This is a genomic window from Alitabrizicola rongguiensis, assembly GCF_021491355.1.
Classification (GTDB): Bacteria; Pseudomonadota; Alphaproteobacteria; order Rhodobacterales; family Rhodobacteraceae; genus Aliitabrizicola; species Aliitabrizicola rongguiensis.
Genome location: NZ_JAKENF010000002.1, coordinates 825411 through 845391 on the forward strand (window position 1 = coordinate 825411; position 19981 = coordinate 845391).

At 63.4% G+C, this 19981-nt stretch carries 20 protein-coding genes; 7 read left to right on the plus strand and 13 right to left on the minus strand.

Annotated features, from left to right (window positions below):
- Positions 1-6: 6 nt before the first annotated feature.
- Together L0V05_RS09920 and L0V05_RS09925 are read right to left on the minus strand one after the other, a co-directional pair.
- Positions 7-708, minus strand: coding sequence for a creatininase family protein (locus tag L0V05_RS09920; protein WP_234869978.1), 702 nt, complete (start codon positions 706-708; stop codon positions 7-9).
- Positions 709-733: 25 nt separating this feature from the next.
- Complete coding sequence (locus L0V05_RS09925; protein WP_234869980.1) at positions 734-1849, minus strand: aminotransferase; 1116 nt, start codon at positions 1847-1849, stop codon at positions 734-736.
- A gap of 189 nt (positions 1850-2038) precedes the next feature.
- Here L0V05_RS09925 and L0V05_RS09930 point away from each other — a divergent pair, with 189 nt between their 5' ends.
- Positions 2039-3070 carry an aromatic ring-hydroxylating oxygenase subunit alpha gene (locus L0V05_RS09930; RefSeq protein ID WP_234869982.1) on the plus strand — a complete coding sequence of 344 codons (1032 nt, stop codon included), beginning with the start codon at positions 2039-2041 and terminating at the stop codon, positions 3068-3070.
- A 64-nt stretch (positions 3071-3134) separates the two neighbouring features.
- On the opposite strand, the gene epmA is transcribed toward L0V05_RS09930, so the two are convergent.
- Positions 3135-4190 carry an EF-P lysine aminoacylase EpmA gene (gene epmA, locus L0V05_RS09935; RefSeq protein ID WP_234869984.1) on the minus strand — a complete coding sequence of 352 codons (1056 nt, stop codon included), beginning with the start codon at positions 4188-4190 and terminating at the stop codon, positions 3135-3137.
- A 108-nt stretch (positions 4191-4298) separates the two neighbouring features.
- On the opposite strand from epmA, the gene efp reads away from it, so the two are divergent.
- Positions 4299-4865, plus strand: a complete 567-nt coding sequence (gene efp, locus L0V05_RS09940; RefSeq protein ID WP_234869986.1) for an elongation factor P — start codon at positions 4299-4301, stop codon at positions 4863-4865.
- Between the two features lie 114 nt (positions 4866-4979).
- Complete coding sequence (locus tag L0V05_RS09945; protein WP_234869988.1) at positions 4980-5567, plus strand: hypothetical protein; 588 nt, start codon at positions 4980-4982, stop codon at positions 5565-5567.
- A 4-nt stretch (positions 5568-5571) separates the two neighbouring features.
- On the opposite strand, the gene L0V05_RS09950 is transcribed toward L0V05_RS09945, so the two are convergent.
- A complete protein-coding gene (locus L0V05_RS09950; protein WP_234869990.1) occupies positions 5572-6558 on the minus strand; it encodes a 2-hydroxyacid dehydrogenase in 987 nt (328 codons plus the stop codon).
- Between the two features lie 139 nt (positions 6559-6697).
- Here L0V05_RS09950 and L0V05_RS09955 point away from each other — a divergent pair, with 139 nt between their 5' ends.
- The gene (locus tag L0V05_RS09955; protein ID WP_234869992.1) at positions 6698-7351 is read left to right on the plus strand and encodes an SH3 domain-containing protein; all 654 of its coding nucleotides are present in this window, start codon (positions 6698-6700) and stop codon (positions 7349-7351) included.
- Positions 7352-7366: 15 nt separating this feature from the next.
- Here L0V05_RS09955 and L0V05_RS09960 read toward each other — a convergent pair whose 3' ends face one another.
- The 7 genes from L0V05_RS09960 to L0V05_RS09990 form a co-directional block, all read right to left on the minus strand.
- Positions 7367-9385, minus strand: coding sequence for a M3 family metallopeptidase (locus L0V05_RS09960; RefSeq protein ID WP_234869994.1), 2019 nt, complete (start codon positions 9383-9385; stop codon positions 7367-7369).
- A gap of 54 nt (positions 9386-9439) precedes the next feature.
- Complete coding sequence (locus L0V05_RS09965) at positions 9440-10240, minus strand: amino acid ABC transporter permease (RefSeq protein WP_234869996.1); 801 nt, start codon at positions 10238-10240, stop codon at positions 9440-9442.
- A 44-nt stretch (positions 10241-10284) separates the two neighbouring features.
- Positions 10285-11076: a transporter substrate-binding domain-containing protein gene (locus L0V05_RS09970; RefSeq protein ID WP_234869998.1), complete on the minus strand. Its 792-nt coding sequence runs from the start codon at positions 11074-11076 to the stop codon at positions 10285-10287.
- A 41-nt stretch (positions 11077-11117) separates the two neighbouring features.
- Complete coding sequence (locus L0V05_RS09975) at positions 11118-12200, minus strand: HesA/MoeB/ThiF family protein (RefSeq protein ID WP_234870000.1); 1083 nt, start codon at positions 12198-12200, stop codon at positions 11118-11120.
- Positions 12201-12203: 3 nt separating this feature from the next.
- Positions 12204-12671 carry a dUTP diphosphatase gene (dut, locus tag L0V05_RS09980; RefSeq protein ID WP_234870002.1) on the minus strand — a complete coding sequence of 156 codons (468 nt, stop codon included), beginning with the start codon at positions 12669-12671 and terminating at the stop codon, positions 12204-12206.
- Between the two features lie 79 nt (positions 12672-12750).
- Positions 12751-13944: a bifunctional phosphopantothenoylcysteine decarboxylase/phosphopantothenate--cysteine ligase CoaBC gene (coaBC, locus tag L0V05_RS09985; RefSeq protein WP_234870004.1), complete on the minus strand. Its 1194-nt coding sequence runs from the start codon at positions 13942-13944 to the stop codon at positions 12751-12753.
- A 72-nt stretch (positions 13945-14016) separates the two neighbouring features.
- The gene (locus tag L0V05_RS09990) at positions 14017-14895 is read right to left on the minus strand and encodes an RNA polymerase factor sigma-32 (RefSeq protein WP_234870006.1); all 879 of its coding nucleotides are present in this window, start codon (positions 14893-14895) and stop codon (positions 14017-14019) included.
- A 52-nt stretch (positions 14896-14947) separates the two neighbouring features.
- On the opposite strand from L0V05_RS09990, the gene cobU reads away from it, so the two are divergent.
- The 3 genes from cobU to L0V05_RS10005 all read left to right on the plus strand — a co-directional run bounded on the left by cobU (position 14948) and on the right by L0V05_RS10005 (position 17040).
- Positions 14948-15505, plus strand: a complete 558-nt coding sequence (cobU, locus tag L0V05_RS09995) for a bifunctional adenosylcobinamide kinase/adenosylcobinamide-phosphate guanylyltransferase (protein WP_234870008.1) — start codon at positions 14948-14950, stop codon at positions 15503-15505.
- On the plus strand, positions 15502-16080 hold the full coding sequence (locus tag L0V05_RS10000) for a histidine phosphatase family protein (RefSeq protein ID WP_234870010.1): 579 nt from the start codon (positions 15502-15504) through the stop codon (positions 16078-16080). Before cobU ends, L0V05_RS10000 begins: the two co-directional genes overlap by 4 nt.
- An 84-nt stretch (positions 16081-16164) precedes the next feature.
- Positions 16165-17040, plus strand: a complete 876-nt coding sequence (locus tag L0V05_RS10005; protein WP_234870012.1) for a glutathione S-transferase — start codon at positions 16165-16167, stop codon at positions 17038-17040.
- A gap of 12 nt (positions 17041-17052) precedes the next feature.
- Here L0V05_RS10005 and L0V05_RS10010 read toward each other — a convergent pair whose 3' ends face one another.
- Complete coding sequence (locus L0V05_RS10010) at positions 17053-18231, minus strand: porin (RefSeq protein WP_234870014.1); 1179 nt, start codon at positions 18229-18231, stop codon at positions 17053-17055.
- Positions 18232-18601: 370 nt separating this feature from the next.
- Entirely contained in the window at positions 18602-19777 is a 1176-nt protein-coding gene (locus L0V05_RS10015) for a porin (protein ID WP_234870016.1), read from the minus strand.
- Positions 19778-19981: the final 204 nt, after the last annotated feature.

A 19981-nucleotide genomic window follows, 5' to 3' on the forward strand; every position in this document is an offset into this window, starting at 1 on the left:
CTGGGGCTAGTGCCAGCCGCCCTCGATCTGCGCGCGGGTCTCCTCCACTGCGACCTCCCAGAGCGCCAGCATGTCGCTGTCTGGACGCTGGAAGTGCCCGTAGTAGTTCCCCTCGCCCATCCGCTCGCGCTTGCGGACCGCATCGACGCGCTCGACCGCAGGATAGTCGAGCCTGGGCTTCGCCTCGGCCGGCACCGGCGCATTGGGCAGGCGCGTCCAGGGGAAGTTCTCCATCCAGCTGGCATGCGACGCCGCCGGGTCGATTTCCTGCACCTTGGCCCAGGTCCGCGGCGCCCGCCACCAGTCGTGCAGCTTGACCGAGCTGTCGGGATGGCGGTTCAGCCATTCAGCCAGAACTACCGAAATCGGCGAGTTGCCACCGTGCCCGTTGACCAGAAGGATACGGCGGAAGCCGGAGCGGTGGAGGCCGTCCAGCAGGTCCTCGATCAGGCCGATATAGGTGCGCATCGACAGGCTGACCGTGCCGGGATAGGCCACGAAACCGGGCGTCATCCCATAGGGCAGGCAGGGAAAGACCGGCACGCCAAGAGGCTCGGCCGCTTCCACGGCCACCCGCTCGGCCAGGATCATGTCCGTCGCAAGACTGAGGAAGGCATGCTGCTCGACACAGCCGAGCGGCAGGACGCAGCGATCCTCTGTCTTCACCAGCGCCTCGACCTCGGCCCAATGCATGTCCTGAATGCGCATGAATGCCCCCTCTGGTCTGGCCCGATCACTGGCGGGCGAGGAATTCGGAGAACAGGGCCAATCCCTGTCTGAGAACCTCGGTATCGCAGGCATAGCCGATCCGGAGCCACCCCTCCATGTCGAGCGCCGAGCCCGGCAGGAGCATCACGCCCGTCTCGGTCTGCAGGGCGCGGCAAAGGTCGGCAGAGGACATCTCGAGGTCGCAGCGCAGAAGAGCGGTGGTGCCGGAGCGGGGCCGCACATAGTCGATCCTGGGTTCTCGCGCGATCCAGTCGTCGAGGATCGCGAGATTGGTGCGGGTGATGCGGCGGCTGCGCTCAAGGATCCGGTCCGCGGATTCCAGTGCGATGGCGGCGAAGTGGTCGTCGAGCCGGCCGACGCTGATCGTCGTGTAGTCGCGGTGGATCGAGACGGCATGGATCACCTCTTCTGGCGCGGCGATCCAGCCCAGGCGCAGACCTGCCAGCGAAAAGGCCTTGGACATGCCGCAGGTCGAGATACCCTTCTCGTAGAGGTCAGCCATAGACGGGGTGAAGCCATCTCCCTGCTGGTCGATGCCGCGATAGACCTCGTCACACAGCACCCAGGCGTCGTTGGCGCGAGCGATCGCGGCGATGGCCTCGAGCCCCGCCCGCTCGATCAGCGCACCGGTCGGATTGTTGGGGTTGGTGAGCGCGATGAGCTTCGCGCCCTTGGCCGCGGCCTCCAGCTCGGCGAGATCGGGCAGGAAGCCGTTCTCGGGCTTCAGCCAGACCAACCGGACCTCGGCGCCGCAGCTTTCAGGGATCGAGTAATGCTGCTGGTATGTCGGCACGATCGAGACGACGACATCGCCCGGACCGACCAGCGCGGAGTGGACGAGGTGGTTCGCGCCAATTGTGCCGTGGGTGACGATGACGTTCTGCGGTGACTGCCGGTCGTAAAGCGCACAGATCGCGGCCTTCAGCCGGTCGGACCCCTCGATCGCGCCATAGCCCATCCGCATCGGCAGCAGCTCGGACAGGGCGGCGTCGTTGCGGCCGGCCAGGGCCAGAAGTTCGGCCACGGTGATCGAGTCGACGCAGGTCTCGGCGAGGTTGTAGAGCGCGTCATTCTCATGGGCGTTCATCCAGATCTCGACACCGAATTCGCGGATCTTCATGTGGTCTGCTCCCTCTGGCTTGCCCCCTTGTTCTGACACGGCTTCACCGGGAAAGGGAATGCGGGAACCATTAGCCATCGGCCGCCCAAGCCGTTAGCAACCCAGATGTTTGCGGCGCTCAATGTCGCCGACATGGTTGCATTCAACAGCCAGGGTCGGTCAGCATGGTGCGATCAGGAGGTGCCGCACATGACGCTCGATACCCCGTCGGTCCAGTATCTGAACCTCGACCCCTCGTTCTATGTGCGGGAGGATGTGTGGCACGCCGAACGGCACAAGATCTTCGCCCGGACATGGCAATTCATGGGGCCGGTCTCGGCTGTGGCCGGGGCGGGGCGGTACCTCGCCATCGACATTGCCGGCATCCCGGTTTTTGCGATCCGCGGGCGGGATGGGGCCTTGCGGGGGTTCAAGAACGTCTGCCGCCACCGTGGCGCGAAGCTGCTGGCGGATGGGACAGGCCAATGCGGGCTGATCGTCTGCCCCTATCACAAGTGGAGCTTCGCCGACACCGGGCGGCTTGTGCAGGCGCCGTGGTATGGCAAGGACCCCGCGATCATCCCCGAGGATTGGCCGCTGCAAGAGGTGGCGCTCGCCGAATGGCGCGGGCTTCTCTTCGCATCACTTGACCCTGAGATGCCGCTGATCGAGCAGTTGGGCGACCTGCCCCAGGAACTCGCCGACGAACCGATGGAACGCTACACGGCGACCGACAGCGCGACGGTCAGCTTCGATGCCAACTGGAAGGTCTATACCGACAACTTTGTCGAGGGTTACCATATCCCCGGAACCCATCCCTCGTTCTATGCCGCGATCGACTTCGAGGCGTTCGAGACCACGGCGCATCGGGGCTATGTGCGGATGACCGCGCCGCCGCGCGAGGGGTTGTTCTATCGCGGCAAGTGGCTGTGGATGTGGCCGAACTGGACGCTGTCGCTGTTCGAAGGCGGCATGAATGTCAGCCGGATCAACCCGACCAGCCCTCATCACACCGACCAGCACTACCATTTCTTCTTCGCCGACACCTCCGAAGCCGGGGCCGAGGCGCGGGCGAAATCGGTAAACGGCACTCTGGCCGTGGTGCGCGAGGATTACCAAGTCTGCGTCGAGACGCACCGTAACTATGCGGCGGGGGCCTATACGTCGGGTCCGCTTTCGGGGCGGCATGAAAAGGGCGTGCAGTACTTTCAGGAGCGGGTGGCGGCAGCGCTTGGGGTCTAGGTGCGAATTCTCTACGAGAATTCAGAACCAGAGTGCCCCGAATTTTCGTAGAAAATTCGTTGGCTTAGTCAACCACCGGCGCCCAGATCACCTCGTCGATGCGCGGTGCGCCGGTCGCCAGCATCACCAGCCGGTCGAAGCCGAGCGCGATGCCGCTGGCGGGCGGCATATGGGAGAGGGCCGCAAGGAAATCCTCGTCCACCGGGTAGCGCTCGCCATAGACGCGGACCTTCTCGTCCATCTCCAGCCCGAAGCGGCGGCGCTGTTCGGCAGGGTTGGTGAGTTCGCCGAAGCCGTTGGCGAGTTCCACCCCGCAGGCATAGACTTCGAACCGTTCCGCGACGCGCGGGTCATCGGCCGCCGGCCGGGCCAGCGCCGCCTCTGCGGCCGGATAGCGGTCAAGGACCGTCATCCGCTCCATCCCGAGCTTCGGCTCCACCTTCGCGACCAGAGCGCGCGACAGAAGGTCCGACCAGGTATCATCCTCGGTCGCCCGCAGGCCGACCGCGAGCATCTGGGTGCGGAGCGCGGCGGCATCGGTCGAGCCATCGGCCCGGATCGTCGCCAGCAGGTCGATCCCCGCATAGCGCGCGAACGCCTCGGCGACGCTGAGCCGTTCATAGGGCAGGAACGGATCGCAGGTCCGGTCGCGGTAGCGCAGCTGCATCGCGCCAGCCGCCTGGGCGGCGAGGCGGAGGAAAAACATGCAGTCGTCCATCAAGACCGCATAATCCTCGCCCACCCGGTACCATTCCAGCATGGTGAATTCCGGGCTGTGGAGCGCCCCGCGCTCGCGGTTGCGCCAGACATGGGCGAAGGAGAAAATCCGCTCTTCCCCCGCCGCGAGAAGTTTCTTCATCGCGAATTCCGGCGAGGTGTGGAGGTAGAGTGTCCGCCCATCGCCGTCATTGCCGATCGCGGTCGTGGCAAAGGCGTGCAGATGCGCCTCGTTGCCCGGGCTGACCGCCAGCGCCGCCGGATCGACCTCGATGAAGTCGCGGTCGGCCAGCCAGCCGCGGATCGCCGACTGGATGCGATTGCGGGCGAGAAGCACAGGGCGGCGGTCGGCGTGGCGGCTGGCGGACCACCAGGGCGAGGCGTCGGAACGGTCGGCGGGCATGGGTTCGGGCGGCTTTCGACTGGCGAAACGGGAAAAGATGCGCTAGAGGCGAGCGCAATCGCTCGCGCTGATTAGGCTGCGGGTTTCAAAACCACAAGGAAGACCTTCGTGAAAGTCATCGCCTCGAGCCTGCGCAAGGGCAATGTCGTCGAGATGGACGGCAAGCTCTATGTCGTTCTCACCGCCACCAACTTCCACCCCGGCAAGGGTACGCCGACCACCCAGATCGACATGCGCCGCATCTCGGATGGCGTAAAGGTCTCGGAACGGTGGCGCACGACCGAACAGGTCGAGAAGGCCACCGTGGACGAGCGCGAATACGACTTCCTCTACGAGGATGGCGAAGGCTTCCACTTCATGGAACCGATCAGCTACGACCAGATCGCCGTTTCGCCCGATGTCGTGGGCGACGGCAAGGTCTATCTTCAGGAAGGCATGCGCTGCTGGCTCAAGACCTTCGAAGGTGTCTGCATCGCCATCGAATTCCCGCAGAAGATCACCGTCGAGATCACCGAAACCGAGCCGGTGGTGAAAGGTCAGACCGCGTCGTCGTCCTACAAGCCGGCGATGACCGACAACGGCCTGCGGGTGATGGTGCCGCCGCATATCGGTGCCGGCACGCGGATCATCATCAACACCGACGACAACTCTTACGTCGAGCGTGCGAAAGACTGATCGCCACGCAAAGGCCCTGCTTTCTCCTTCATTTTTTCGCCCCGCGGCTGTTATCGTTCGGTCGCGGGGTTATTGTTTCCCGCGCGGGCTGCGTTGGCGAAAGGAGATTTCAGGATGCGCATGCTGAAGTGGACGGCTTTGGTACTTGCGGCCGCAAGCCCGGCGCTGGCCGAAGATGGCCCGATCACCTGGAAGGATGACGTTGGCGGCTGGTACATCGGCGTCGACACCTCGATCGGCAACGGTTGCTTCATGACCGCCGCCTACGAAGCGGGTACCTACCTGCGCGTCCAGTTCAACCCCTCGGCCGATACGTTCCAGTTCATTATCGGGGATGAGGCCTGGAACTCGATCGAACAGGGTAAGCTCTACACTGTCGGCATCGCCTTCGGGAACCGCGATCCCTGGACGGGCGACGCCGAGGGCGGGCGGCTCGGGGAGTTGCCGACGCTGACCGTCGACGTCGGCTTCGAAAAGAACAAGGCCGCGACCTTCATCGACGAGTTCCGCCGCATGACCAGCGTCGCAGTGACCTACGAGAACAAGGAAATCGCCCGTCTGACCCTTAGCGGAACCAATGCGGCGATGCAGGAAGTGATCAACTGCCAGACCGAGGTGAACGAGGCAGGTGCCGCCGCCCCGGCCCAGGCGGAGGATCCGTTCAATTCAGGTGCCAGCACGGACAGCGATCCGTTCAACTGACCGGTCAGAGCATTCCCGGCACGACCTGATCGGGCGGCCGATGGCCGTCAGCGAATGTCTTGATGTTCAGGATCACCTTCTCGCCCATCTCGATCCGGCCCTCGAGCGTGGCCGACCCCATATGCGGCAAGAGCACGACATTCGGCAATTCGCGCAGGCGCGGATTGATCTCGTGCCCATGCTCGAACACGTCGAGGCCTGCCCCTGCCAATTCCCCCGCGCGCAGGCCGCGAGTGAGGGCGTTCTCGTCGATGACCTCACCGCGAGAGGTGTTCACGATGACGGCAGTGGGCTTCATCAGCTTAAGGCGCCGCGCATTCAGCAGGTGAAATGTCGAAGGGGTATGCGGGCAGTTGATCGACAGGATATCGACGCGGGCCAGCATCTGATCCAGGCTTTCCCACCAGGTTGCCTCGACCTCCTGCTCGACCTCGGGCCGCAGGCGTTTGCGGTTGTGATAGTGAATCTGCATGCCGAAGGACTGGGCGCGGCGCGCCACGGCCTGACCGATCCGTCCCATCCCGAGGATACCCAGCCGGCGCCCGCCGATCCGACCGCCGAGATGCGACATCGGCGACCAGCCCTGCCACTTGCCGGCCTGCATCTCGGCAAGGCCTTCGGGAATACGGCGGGTCACCCCGAGGATCAGCGCCATCACCATATCCGCAGTGTCTTCGGTGACCACGCCGGGCGTGTTCGACACCAGAATGCCGCGTTGCCGAGCGGTGGCCACGTCGATGTGATCGACACCAGCGCCGTAGTTGGCGATCAGTTTCAGGCGATCGCCTGCCTGCGCCAGAAGCGGCGCGTCGATATGGTCATTGAGCGAGGGAACCAGCACGTCGGCCCGGCGCATGGCTGCGACCAGTTCCTCGCGCGTCATGAGCGTGTCGGGATCACGCAACTCGACGTCGAAGAGTTCCTTCATCCGGGTCTCGACAACCTCGGGCAGGCGTCGCGTCACGACAACACTCAGGCGCGCTGCAGGCATCCGGATTCTCCCATCTCTTCCAAATCAAGTCTTCCAATGGCAAAGTGCAGCCAAGCGGGGCGCGGCACAAGCCCCGGAGGATGCAGCAGACGGCCGCAGGTTTCCTTCGGGAGGGCGCGCCGCGAGACAGGCGGTTAGGATGAAAGCATCGGTTCGGCTGGCTCTGGCCGCCACGATGGCGCTGATGACATTGGCGCCAGCGGCGCTTGCCGAAAACCAGCAACCAACGCTCGAGGAACTGGCAGAGCAGAGGCCCATGCCTCGGCCAGAGCCCGTCGTCCCGCCTGAAAACGAAACCGATGCACCGGCCCCCGCAGCGCAGAGCCCGACGCCGCAATCGAGCCTGGAAAAGGAGCGCGACACCCATCTCGGCAGTGTCACCAACCTGCCGATCCCGCGCTACGTGTCGCTCAAGACGAACCAGGGCAACGCTCGCCGGGGCCCGGGCCTGACACACAGGATAGACTGGGTCTTCACCCGCGCCGGCATGCCCCTGCGCATCACTGCCGAATTCGAGCACTGGCGCCGCGTCGAAGACCCGGACGGGATCGGCGGCTGGGTCCAGTATTCGCTTCTGTCGGGCGTGCGGACAGCAATCGTGACGCTCGACATGGCCGAGTTCCGCAGCATGCCCGACGCGAATGCCCCTGTGGTGTTTCAGGCCGAGCAGGGCGTGATCGGCAAGATCCTCAAATGCGAGCCCGACTGGTGCCGCATCTCGGCCGAAGGCAACCGCGGCTGGGTGCAGAAGACCGCTCTTTGGGGGGTAGACCCCGGCGAGATCATCGACTGATCCCGCCATTTGGTCTCAGACCGGCTCGAGCAACCCCCTGCCTTTCAAGAGCGGCTCGACCCCCGGCATCCGACCGCGGAACTCGGTATACAGCTCGTCGGCCTCGCGCGAGCCGCCGGCCGAAAGGATGAAGCGCTCCAGCTTCTCGGCAGTGGCTGGATCGAAGGCATCACCGGCCTCTTCGAAGGCGGCGAAGGCATCGGCATCCATGACCTCGGACCACATGTAGCTGTAGTAGCCGGAAGAATAGCCATCCCCCGCGAAGACATGGGCGAAATGCGGCGTGGCGTGGCGGGTGCGGATCGCATGGGGCATCCCGATATCGCCCAGAACCTCTGCTTCCCTTGCCATTGGATCGGCAGGCGGCTCGCCCTCGTGGAATGCAAGGTCGACCAGCGCCGAAGCCACATATTCGACCGTGGCGAAACCCTGATCGTAGGTTCCGGCTGCGAGCAGGCGATCGAGCATGTCCTTGGGCATGGGTTCGCCCGTCTTCCAGTGCCTGGCGTGCTTGGCCAGAACCTCGGGTACTTCCAGCCAGTGTTCGTAAAGCTGGCTCGGCAGTTCGACGAAGTCGCGGGCCACCGATGTTCCGGAAATGAAGCCGTAGGTCACATCCGACAGCATCTGATGCAGGGCATGGCCAAATTCGTGAAAGAGAGTGCGCGCGTCGTCATAGGACAGCAGCGCCGGATTGCCCTTGGCAAAGTTGCAGACATTGACGACGACCGGCGCGACCGCCCCGCCCAGCTTGCGTTGGCTACGGATGGCAGAGCACCACGCACCGGACCGCTTGGAGCCGCGCGCGAAATAGTCGCCTATGAAGACCGCAACGTGGCGACCGTTCCGCGTGACGTCCCAGGCACGGACATCGGGGTGATACATGGGCAAGTCGAGCGGGCGGAACTCCAGCCCGAACAAGCGGTGCGCCACATCGAAGCAGGCGGCGATCATCGCGTCGAGCGAAAGATAGGGCTTCAGCGCAGATTCATCGAGATCGTGCTCGGCCTTGCGACGTTTCTCGGAGTAGTAGCGCCAATCCCAGGGTTCCAGATCGCCGTTGATCCCATCGTGCTGCATCATACCCGCGAGGATCGCCGCATCGGCCTCGGCCTTGGCGCGGGCTGGTTGCCAGACTTGGGTCAGCAAGTCGCGTACCGCAGCCGGTGTGCCCGCCATCTCGGTTTCCAGCTTGTAACTCGCGAAATTCCTGTAGCCGAGCAGTTGGGCCCGCTCTTGCCGCAGCTTCAGGATCTCGGCCGCGATCGCGCGGTTGTCATGGGCATTGCCGTTCGCACCACGGGCGACCCAGGCCAGATAAGCCTTTCGCCGAAGGTCGCGGCGTGGGGAAAACTGCAGGAATGGGACGATGAGCGAACGGTTCAGGGTAACGACATGGCCAGGCAGACCGCGCTCCTCGGCGGCCGCCTTGGCGCTGGCCACCACGAAGTCTGGCAGCCCCTCAAGATCAGCGTCGGCAAGTTCCATGAACCATTCGCGTTCGTCGGCGAGAAGGTTCTGGGTGAATTCAGTCCCCAGCACGGCCAGCCGCGACTTCACTTCGGTCATCCGGTCTGCCTTGACCCCGTCAAGCTGCGCCCCCGCCCGAACGAACATGCGGCGGTAAAGCATCAGGACACGGTCCTGCTCTGGCGTCAGACGGAGCGTCTCGCGAGCGTTCCAGAGCGCCTCGATCCGCGTGAAGAGCTTGCGATTGTTGGTGATTTCCGACGAGAAGGCCGACAGCTTCGGCGCAAGGTCGCGCTGCAGCGCTTCACGAGCGGGATTGGAATCCGCGCCGCTCAGGTTGAAGAAGACGCCCGCCACCCGATCCAGCGTCGCCTCGGCCAGTTCCATCGCCTCGACGGTATTGGCGAAGGTCGGAGATTCGGGATTGTCGGCGATGGCTGCGATCGCCGTGCGCGCTTCGGCAAGCGCCACCTCGAAGGCCGGATCGAAATCCTCATCGCGGATCTGGGCGAAGGGCGGCAGCTCGAACGGGGTGGTCCAAGGCGCAAGCAGGGCATTTGTCATGGCGCGTCTCCTTTCCGGTAAAGCTAGGAACAGCCGCCGGAAAGGTCCAGCCCGTCAACCCTCGGACTTGCTCCGCAAGCGATGCTCCAGACGGCGCAGAAGCAGCGACAGCGTGATGGTCATGGTCAGGTAGATCAGTGCCACGACGTTGTAGGTCTCGAAATAGCGGAAGTTTCCGGCGGCGGTTACCTTGCCAAGCTGGGTGATGTCGCTCACCCCCAGCACCGAGACCAGCGAGGAGTCTTTCACCATCGCAACGAAATCGTTGCCGAGAGGCGGCAGGATCGTGCGGAAAGCCTGCGGAAACACGACAAGCCGGAAGCGCTGCCAGCGGTTCAGTCCAAGTGACATCGCCGCCTCGATCTGACCCTTCTCGACCGACAGCAGGCCAGCGCGGAATATCTCGGACAGGAAAGCGGAATAGGCGATGGTCAGCGCGATTATCGCCCGCCAGATCAGCGGAAAGTCGCGGGTCTGCCACGCGCCAAGGCCAAGGGGTGCGGTAAGCCAGTTCCAAGCATAGACGACAGCCGGCGCCACGACGAAGGCCACGTAGAGCAACAAGACGATGATCGGGATACCGCGCACGACCTCGACATAAAGCCGCGCGATCTGGCGCAGGACCTGCAGACGCGATTGCGACGCAACGGCAAGGCCTAGACCGAGAACACAGGCCATCGAAAAGCCGATGACCGTGACGAAGATCGTGATCCAGATTCCCTTCGCCAGAGTCGTCAAGACCTGGGAATAAATCTCGTCTGTCGCGACCTGCCAGAACAAGCAGAGCCCCGTCGCCACAAGGACGAGGAGCCACCAGGGAAAGTCTTCTTTTGTCGGATTGGGCGGGCGGTTCATCGGGAAGCACCGGCCCGCCGCTCAAAGGCGGGCCGGCCAAGCCATCATTCGCCCATCTTGTAGTCGAGGAACCATTTCTTGTTCAGGGCATCGAGCGTGCCATCGGCCTTCAGAGCTTCGATCCCGGCATTGATCGGCGCGACAAGGTCAGAGCCCTTCGGGAAGATGAAGCCGAAATCCTCGACCCCGAGCTTTTCGCCGACGATCTTCAGCGCACCGCCCGAGGCGGCGACATAGCCCGCGCCCGCCGTTCCATCGGTCAGAACCAGGTCGACATCGCCCGCCCGAAGCGCCTGCACGGTCGCACCGAAAGTCTCGAACAGCTTGATGCGCGGGTTCGCCTCGTTGCCGTCCAGGATCTCGTACACAGAGGTGTAGAAGGGCGTCGTGCCGGGTTGGGCGGCGATCAGCAGGGCCTGGTCTGCGGCAAAGCTCTTGGCATCGGTGAAGCGCGTTTCATCGCCCCGCACCAGCATGACCATTTCGGACCGCATGTAGGGTTCCGAGAAGTCGACCTTTTCCTTGCGGTCGTCGCGGATCGTTATCCCGGTCATGCCGATGTCATACTGGCCTTCCGAAACGGCGGGGATCATCGCATCCCAGCTGATGTTCTCGTATTTCACCTTGAAGTTCAGCTTTTTCGACAGCGCTTCCATCGCGTCGTATTCCCAGCCGATCGCCTTGCCGGTCTTCTGGTCGACGAATTGCAGCGGCGGGTAGGCATTCTCTGTCACCACGGTGATCTCTTTCCCGCCCAGATCGGGCAGATCGGCGGCAGAAGCGATCGTGGCGACGAAGGCAAGGCCAAGGCCTGCAACAGCGGCGGTCAGTTTCATGGGGGGCTCCCTGACGGTTTGGTTTCTTGTCGGCGCGCAGGTTATGGCGAGGGCGAGGGGACTGTCCAGCCACCGGCACTTGCAGGCGCATGGACATGGCCGCAAACAGGACAATCCTTGCGCCGGGCGATGCGGATGATCCGGTTTTCTCCATGAAGACCGTCAAAGATCATCAGCCGCCCGCGCAACGTATCTCCGGCGCCGGTGAACGTCTTCACCGCCTCCAGCGCCATCAGGCTGCCAAGCACGCCGGGAAGCGGCGCGGCAACTCCGGCTTCGGCGCAGGTCGGAACCGTGCCAGGGGCGGGGCGTTCGGGGAAGATGCAAGCATAGCAGGGCGCACCGCGAGCCGGATCGTAAAGGCTGATCTGCCCCTCCCACTGGGTGATCGCCGCCGCAAGCAGCGGTATGCCCTGCTTTGCGGCCACCTCGTTTGCCAGATAGCGGGTGTCGAAATTGTCTGATCCGTCAAGGATCAGGTCCTGCTCGCGGAAGAGGTCAGCGGCATTTTCGGCAGTCAGCCGTGCGATCACGGGCCTGACCGTGACGAATGGATTGAGCGCACTCATCGCCGCTGCGGCGGATTCCGCCTTGGGCTGCCCGAGGCTTGCATCTGGGTGGATGATCTGCCGCTGCAGGTTCGACGCCTCGACCGTATCGTCGTCGATGACCGTGATCGTCCCCACACCGGCGGCGGCAAGGTAGAGTAGCGCGGGCGAACCGAGCCCCCCTGCCCCGATCACCAGGACACGCGCCTGTTTCAGTTGCCGCTGCCCCATGCCGCCGATCTCGCGCAGGGTGATGTGGCGGGCGTAGCGTTCAAGTTCCGCCGGGCGAAAAGGTCCGGCAGGCTCGACGGCGACCGGCACAGCGGCGCGCGCGCGCAGGCGGCTCAGACCGAGGCGGTAGGCAAGCACCGTAAGCGCGGCCCCGCCCAGGACCAGCCAAACCTTTGCATCCCCACCCGTGGCCAGGCGGAGCGGATGGCCGTCCGGCAGCGCCAGATGTTCGAGAATCAGCCCGATCCATAGAATGCCGATCATGCCGAGCCGCAGGCGCACCGGGGCGTTCATGAGCCAACCGATAGCCCAGATCACCGCGACCAGGATCAAAACAAGCAGCATGGATCAGCGCCGACCGGTGGAGCCGAAGCCGCCCTCGCCCCGCTCTGTCTCTCCAAGTTGCGTGACCAGCTCGAAGCGCGCTTGCATGACTGGCGCGATGATCGCCTGGGCGATACGGTCGCCGTGGTGGATCGTATAGGGTTCCGATCCCAGGTTGATGAGCAGGACACCAAGCGGACCGCGGTAGTCGCTGTCGATGGTCCCCGGCGTGTTCGGTAAGCTGATGCCATGCTTGAAGGCGAGGCCCGATCGCGGCCGGATCTGCATCTCAAAGCCATGCGGAATCTCGACACGCAGTCCCGTCGGCACGATGGCGCGGCGCATAGGGTCAAGGATGAAGCCCGTTATGCGATCCTCGGGCTTCAGATTGGCACGCAAATCTGCCCCGGCAGCACCCGCAGTTTCATAGGATGGCAAGGGGAGGCTCTGATCGGCCCAATCTTCCCACACAAGGCGAAGGACCGGTGTCATTGGAATGCACCGGGCGGAAACGGGGTAGGACGACCTTCTGAAAATCCCTGACGGATTTCTCCAAACAATCTTTCAGCGCTCATGCGAGAGCCTCGGCGATCCGGGCGGCGAGCTTGCGGGCAACCTGATCCTTCGACATGCGCGGCCAGCTCTCTGCACCATCGGCGGAAATCACCGTCACCGCATTCTCGGCTCCGCCCATGATACCGGTCTCGGGCCGAACATCGTTCGCCACGATCCAGTCGCAGCCCTTCCGCGCGCGCTTTGCCGTCGCATGGTCGATCACATCGTCTGTTTCGGCCGCGAAGCCGACCACAAGGCGCGGACGGCCAGCTGTCATCTGGGCGATCGTGGCCAGTATGTCGGGGTTCTCAGTGAATTCGAGCGCGGGCGGTCTGCCGGTACCGTCCTTCTTCATCTTTGAACCCGCCGCATTTGCTACCCGCCAATCGGCCACTGCGGCAGCAAAGACAGCCGCGTCGGCAGGAAGTGCCGCCTGAACGGCAGCAAGCATCTCGCGCGCTGTCTCGACCCGAACAACCTTCACGCCATCCGGCGGAAGCACCGTTGCGGGGCCGGTGACGAAAGTGACCCGCGCGCCGAGCGCTGCGAGCGCCGCCGCCAGCGCCGTGCCCTGCGCCCCGGAGGAGCGGTTGGCGATATAGCGCACGGGGTCGATCGGCTCATGTGTCGGACCCGATGTCACCAGCACGTGCCGGTCTGCCAGTGGCCCGCTGCCAATGGCCGCCTCGATGGCCGCGACGATCTCCAGCGGCTCGGCCATTCGACCGGGACCGAATTCACCACAGGCCATCGCGCCCTCGTTCGGACCGACGACCAGTGCGCCGTCGCTGTGCAGCGTGACCAGATTGCGCTGTGTGGCCGGGTGGTTCCACATCCGGACATTCATGGCCGGCGCCAGCAGAACCCGGGTGTCGGTCGCCAGCAGCAGGGTCGAGGCCAGATCGTCGGCTCGGCCTGAGGCCATCTTGGCCATAAGGTCAGCGGTCGCAGGCGCGACCACGATCAGATCCGCGACCCGGCTCAACTGGATATGGCCCATCTCAGCCTCGTCGGTCAGATCGAAAAGATCGGTATGGACCTTTGCCCCAGCCAGCGCCGAAACGGAAAGCGGGGTCACGAACTCTGCCCCGGCCTTGGTCAGGACCGGTGTGACGGCGGCGCCGCGCTCGGTCAGACGGCGGATCAGGTCAAGCGTCTTGTAAGCCGCGATCCCACCGCCGATGATCAGGAGAATTCGTTTGCCGAGCATGCTGGCCCTCTGACCCGGGACTGTCGTCCCAAGCAATAGGGTGCCGGGCGCACGAACTCAATCGGCAACGCCCTAGCCGAGCAAGGCGCGGATTTCGGGCGACTGGGTTGTCAGCGACCTGCGCAGCTTGCTGAACGCCGCGGCTTCAAGCTGCCTGACCCGCTCCTTCGACAGGCCCAGCTCCTCGCCAAGGCTCTCCAGCGTCCGCGGATCGTCGCGCAGCTTGCGTTCGGCCACGATGAACCGCTCGCGCCGGTTCAGCCCCTGCATGGCCGTTACCAGCCATTCGCGCAACCGGGCCACATCATGTGTGCGCTCGACCCGAGCTTCCGCCTGGTCGCTGTCATCCTCAAGCGATTCGATCCACTCCCGTCCGTCTTCGTCGGAAGATTGGGTCGCATTCAGCGAGAAATCACTGCCCGCCAGTCGGCCCTCCATCATCTCGACATCGGCGAGCGGAACGCCCACCTCGCGGGCCACGAGTTCGCGCAACTGGTGGGTGTCGAGCTTTTCGCCCCGCTGCGCGGCCTCCCGCTCCAGCTTCGCCTGCACGCGCCGAAGGTTGAAGAACAGCGACTTCTGGTTCGAGGTCGAACCCGTCCGCACCATCGACCAGTTGCGCATCACGTAGTCCTGGATCGAGGCCTTGATCCACCAGACGGCATAAGTCGAAAAGCGCACACCGCGATCAGGGTCGAACTTGTCGGCAGCCTTCATCAGGCCAAGGCTCGCTTCCTGGATCAGATCATTCATTGGCGCGCCGTAACGCCTGAACTTTGCCGCCATGGATATGGCCAGACGCATATAGGCCGTCACCAGCCGGTGCAGGGCCTGCTCGTCGCGCTGGTCGCGCCAGGCATAGGCAAGCTTAAGTTCGGTTTCGGCATCAAGAAGCTCGGCGCGCATCGCTTGGCGCGACATGTATTGGTCGTTATATCCATCCAATGCCATGGCAGACCCTCGTTTCTCGAAATATGATCAACTAGCTTTACGAAGGTGGGGAATGTTCGGATCAATTCCTACATCCCGGACATGGAATTTTGCTCTCGTCATCGGCGGGGCACGGTCGGGTAAGTCTTTTGTCGCCGAAAAGCTCACGAAAGAGGCAAACTCCCGCCGCCGCTACATCGCAACCGCAGAAGCCTGGGACGATGAAATGCGCCAGCGCATTGCCGATCATCGCAAGCAGCGCGGGGATGACTGGCTGACGGTCGAGGCACCGCTGGACCTCGCGGGGGCATTGGCGGATGCGCAGCCGCAAGAGGTCGTGCTGGTAGATTGCCTGACCTTGTGGCTGACCAATCACCTTCTGGCCGAGAACGACCTTGCCGCCGAAACGTCCAGATTGATGGCGGCGCTCGACGCCTGTGCCGCCCCCGTGGTGTTGGTCACGAATGAAGTTGGGCTTAGCATCGTGCCGGAAAACGCCCTTGCCCGTCGCTTCCGCGATGCGCAAGGCAGGCTCAACCAGACCGTCGCCGCCCGGGCCGGTCTTGTCATCGGAGTCATGGCCGGCCTGCCATTCGCGCTCAAGGGCCGGCTTCCCGAGGGGCTGGCATGACCCGCTTCTGGTGGGTGCGGCATGGCCCGACCCATGCCCGAACCATGGTGGGCTGGTCGGACCTGCCCGCCGACCTGTCTGACGGGGCGGCGATCGGGCGGCTGCGCGACTATCTGCCGGCCGCTGCCGCCGTCATCTCGTCGGACCTGTCGCGGGCTGTCGCCACGGCAGATGCCGTGCAGCAGGGGCCAGATCGCCTGCCTCACGAACCCGACCTGCGCGAAATCCATTTCGGCGCATGGGAGTTGCGCAGCCATGCCGAAATCGCCGCCGAGGACGAGGCGCTCGCCAGGGATTTCTGGGAAAGGCCAGGGGACATCTGCCCGCCGGGTGGGGAAGGATGGAACCAGCTTGCAGCGCGGGTCAGCCGGGGCGTCGACCGGCTGATTGGCGCGTACCCCGACGGAGATCTCGTCGTCGTGGCCCATTTCGGCGCGATACTGGCAGCCCTCCAGCGGGCGCAGGGGGTCACGGCTGTCGAGGTCTTCAGCCAGCGTATCGATCCGCTGTCGGTCACTGAACTTGCCTACGAACAAGGCCGATGGACAGTCGGGCGGATCAATCACCGTCCTTGATGCGGAACTTCAATAGAATTCGTTTTTCTGATCGCTAAGGCCTGTCTAGCTTCTGACGACCAAAGAGCGACCGGAGACAGCCGCATGACCTATGACCTTGCCATTGGCGACCGTGCCTATTCCAGCTGGAGCCTGAGGGGCTGGCTGCTGTTCGACGCCTTCGGCATTCCGGTCCGCATGCACTCGGCTCGCCTCTACACGGATGAGTTTTCCCGCCTTCTGGTCGACTACTTCCCGGCAAAGACCGTTCCGGCCACCCGGATGCCCGACGGCACCGTGGTGACAGAGAGCCTCGCCATCGCCGAGGAACTTGCCAGCCGCCACCCCGATGCTGGCCTCTGGCCGTCGGACCCCAAGCGCCGGGCCGTCGCCCGGGTTCTTGCGGCCGAGATGCACGCGGGCTTTGTTGCGCTGCGCAATCACTGTCCGATGAACCTGCGTGTGAGCTACACCGATTGCCAGCCCACCGACGCGGTGCTGGCCGACATTGCGCGGCTGAAAGAGATCTGGTCCTGGGCCCGCCGCGAGACCGGCTCGGCCGGTCCGTGGCTTTGCGGCGCCTACAGCGCCGCCGACGCGTTCTACGCTCCGGTCGCGACCCGGATCGCGACCTACAACCTTCCCGTTGGGCCAGAGGCGCAGGCCTACGTCGTGGCACATCTGGCGCATCCCTCGTTCCGGCGCTGGCGGGCCATGGGGATGATCGACGGGGCAGACCAGGAGTTCTACCGCCGCGACTATCCGCGCCGGCCCTGGCCCGGCCCGGCGCCGCTGCAAGCGAAAGCCGTCGACTTCCGGCCTTCGGTGAATGCCGACTGCCCCTATTCGGGCAAGCCGGTGACCGATGTGCTGGAACTGAACGGGCGGCTCTGGGGGTTCTGCAACCCCTTCTGCCGCGACAAGACGGCAGCCGATCCGGAAGCGTGGCCGAAGTTCATGTCAATGCTGGCAGCGGCCTGATGCCCGCGGCAACTACCACTTGAAGCGGGCACCGAAGAAGAAGGCGTTCGAGTCATCATAGGCGACCGTCGCGGTCGAGGCCGAATAGGTCCGGTATGCCGCATAGATCTCGGTGTTCCAGCTGACGACGCTCTGAACGACCGAAATCGAAGCCGAGTTGCTGTCAGCACCCGCCGCGAAGATGTCGTTGCCCTGATAGTAGTCGATCGCAAATGCCGTCTTGCCCCAGCTCACGAGATCGGCAAGCCAGCCGGCTTTGACATACCAATAGGTGCCGGTCCGAACCTCGTTGTCCGAACTCGCCGCTGCCAAGGTCAGGTTCAGCCCGGTTGGTTTGTGCAGGACGGAGGCTGAGCCATCGAGGGTGGTCACGGTCGCACTGTCGCCGACGGCCCAAGAATAGGCAGCCTGAGCGGCGTATTTGAAGTCGCCCGCTTCACCCTCGTAAGCGACCGCAACGTCATAGAGCGGATCATTCTGTACGGCCTGAACGGATGACAGTTGATCTTGACCATAGGACGTGCGGAAGGTGAAGCCATTGACGGAAGGCGTATCGTAGCGCACGCGGACCTTCCGGCCCAAACCATTGTAATCCTTGAACGCATCCTTGATCTTCACCTTGGACAGCGTTCCATCTTCGAGCCGCAGGAGCTGCCCGCCCGCCAGATCCTGTACGGCGACGCCTTGCGTCACGGTTGTGCCGGAAAGATCGACCTTCGCAGTATCGTTGGACGCCATGTTGCCCTGACCAAGATAGAACGAACCGTAGGTTTCGTTCGTCAGCTTGTTGTCGATCTGGCGGATGTTGGCATTGGTGAACATGTAGGCGTCGGAAGGTGGCGACGGTTGCAGGATGTTGGCCGTAGAGGTCGAGAACGGCGCATACTGAAGTTCGAGTGTGCCCAGATATTTCCAACTGTCGCCGATCTTGGCGTTGTAGGTCAGGCCGACGCGGGTGTTAGAGTTGTTGTTGTCGATCAGGCCATAGGATTCGCTCACAAGCCCGTCGTCATAGCTCAGCACGCCCTTGTTGATCTGGCCGTAGAAGCGCAGCACGCTGTCGTTGGGGAACTTGAGCTCGACCTTTGGCAACGGCTTTGGTTCGGCATGGGCAGCACCGCCCATAATCAGGCCGCCGCCCGCCATCACCACCGTGAATGCAGCGACCAACTTCATCTTCTGATTGCTCATGGTCTTGCCTCTTGGAACCTCTGAAGGCGCACACCGGCTCGCATGCGAAGCCGGACAAACCCGCCAGAGTTGAGACTAGAGACGTATTTTGACGAACCCTTGAACCGCCCGTGACAGTTAGGCCACCGTTGCCGGCCCTGCAGCTTCGACACAGCGCGCCCTTCTTCTCCAGCGCGCTTTGGGCATCAACAAGGGATCTTCACCCCACCTTGATCTTGCGGCAACAACCAGCGGCGGAGCGCGCTCGTTCCGCATCCGAAGGCGTCGAGGTGCTACGCAACGCCGCACTCGACCTTCCCGGCTTTACTCTGGCCGGCCCGACAACGCAGCGAACCAGGTGCGAAACCGGAGTCGCGAAAGGTTCGCACCTTCACCACTTGAAGCGGGCACCGAAGAAGAAGGCGTTCGAGTCGTCATAGGCGACCGTCGGGGTCGAGGCCGAATAGGTCCGGTATGCCGCATAGATCTCGGTGTTCCAGCTGACGACGCTCTGAACGACCGAAATCGAGGCCGAACTGCTGTCGGAACCCGTCGCGAAGATGTCATTTCCCTGGTAGTAGTCGATGGCGAAGGCCGTCTTGCCCCAACTCACGAGATCGGCAAGCCAGCCGGCTTTGACATACCAATAGGTACCGGTCAGCGTCTCATTATCCGAACTGGCGGCTGCCAGCGTCAGGTTGAGGCCGGTCGGCTTGTGCAGCACAGAGGCGGAGCCGTCCAGAGTGGTGACAGTGGCGCTGTCTTCGACGTTCCAAGAATAGGCCGCTTGCGCGGCATACTCGAACTCGCCCGCCTCACCTTCATAGGCAACCGCGACATCGTACAGCGGATCATTTTGCTCTGCCGGGTTGGACGAGAGCTGGTCTTGGCCGTAGGAGGTGCGAAACGTGAAGCCGTTGAACGCGGGCGTATCGTAGCGCACGCGCACGGCCCGACCCAATCCGTTGTAATCATTGAAGGCTGTCGAAATCTTGATCTTCGACAGAGTACCGCCTTCTTCCCGCAGGAGTTGTCCGCCTGCCAGATCCTGCACTTCGACCCCTTGCGTAACCGTCGTGCCGGACAGATCCACCTTTACCGTGTCATACGACGCCATGTTGCCCTGACCGAGGGAGAAAGACCCGAATGAGTCATGGGTCAGCCTGTTGTCGATCAGGCGGATATTGGCATTGGTGAACATATAGGCGTCTGACGGCGGCGAAGGCTGCAGAATGCTGGTGTTCGAGGTCGAGAAGGGCGCATACTGAATTTCGATCGTTCCTAGATAGGTCCAGGAAGTTCCGAGCGCGGAACTGTAGGTCAGGCCTAGACGGGTATTGGAGTTGTCGTTGTCGATGAGTCCGTAGGACTCGCTCACCAACCCGTCGTCATATCTCAGGAAACCTTTGTTGATCTGTCCGTAGAAGCGCAGGACGCTTCCGTCGACAAAGGACTTCTCGACCTTCGGCAACGGCTTCGGATCGGCCGCCGCGGAGCCGCAGAAAGCCAGACCGAGGGAGGAAACCGCGACAGTCAGAAGGTCCGCGCGCTTCAAACCGTGAAACATTTCTTGGTATCCATACTTTTCATGCGGCGTCATCCAATCCTCGAACATGGCCATAAGAAGCACTCCCCGTTCCGGCTGTATACGGGGAAAGTCCCCTTCGGACCGCCCGTGACGGCCAAAGGTACAGGACCCGTGGCTTTAGCCCGCGTCAATTAACCTTTCGTGAACACTTCTGCGCGACGCCTGTTCCAACACGGGAGAGTT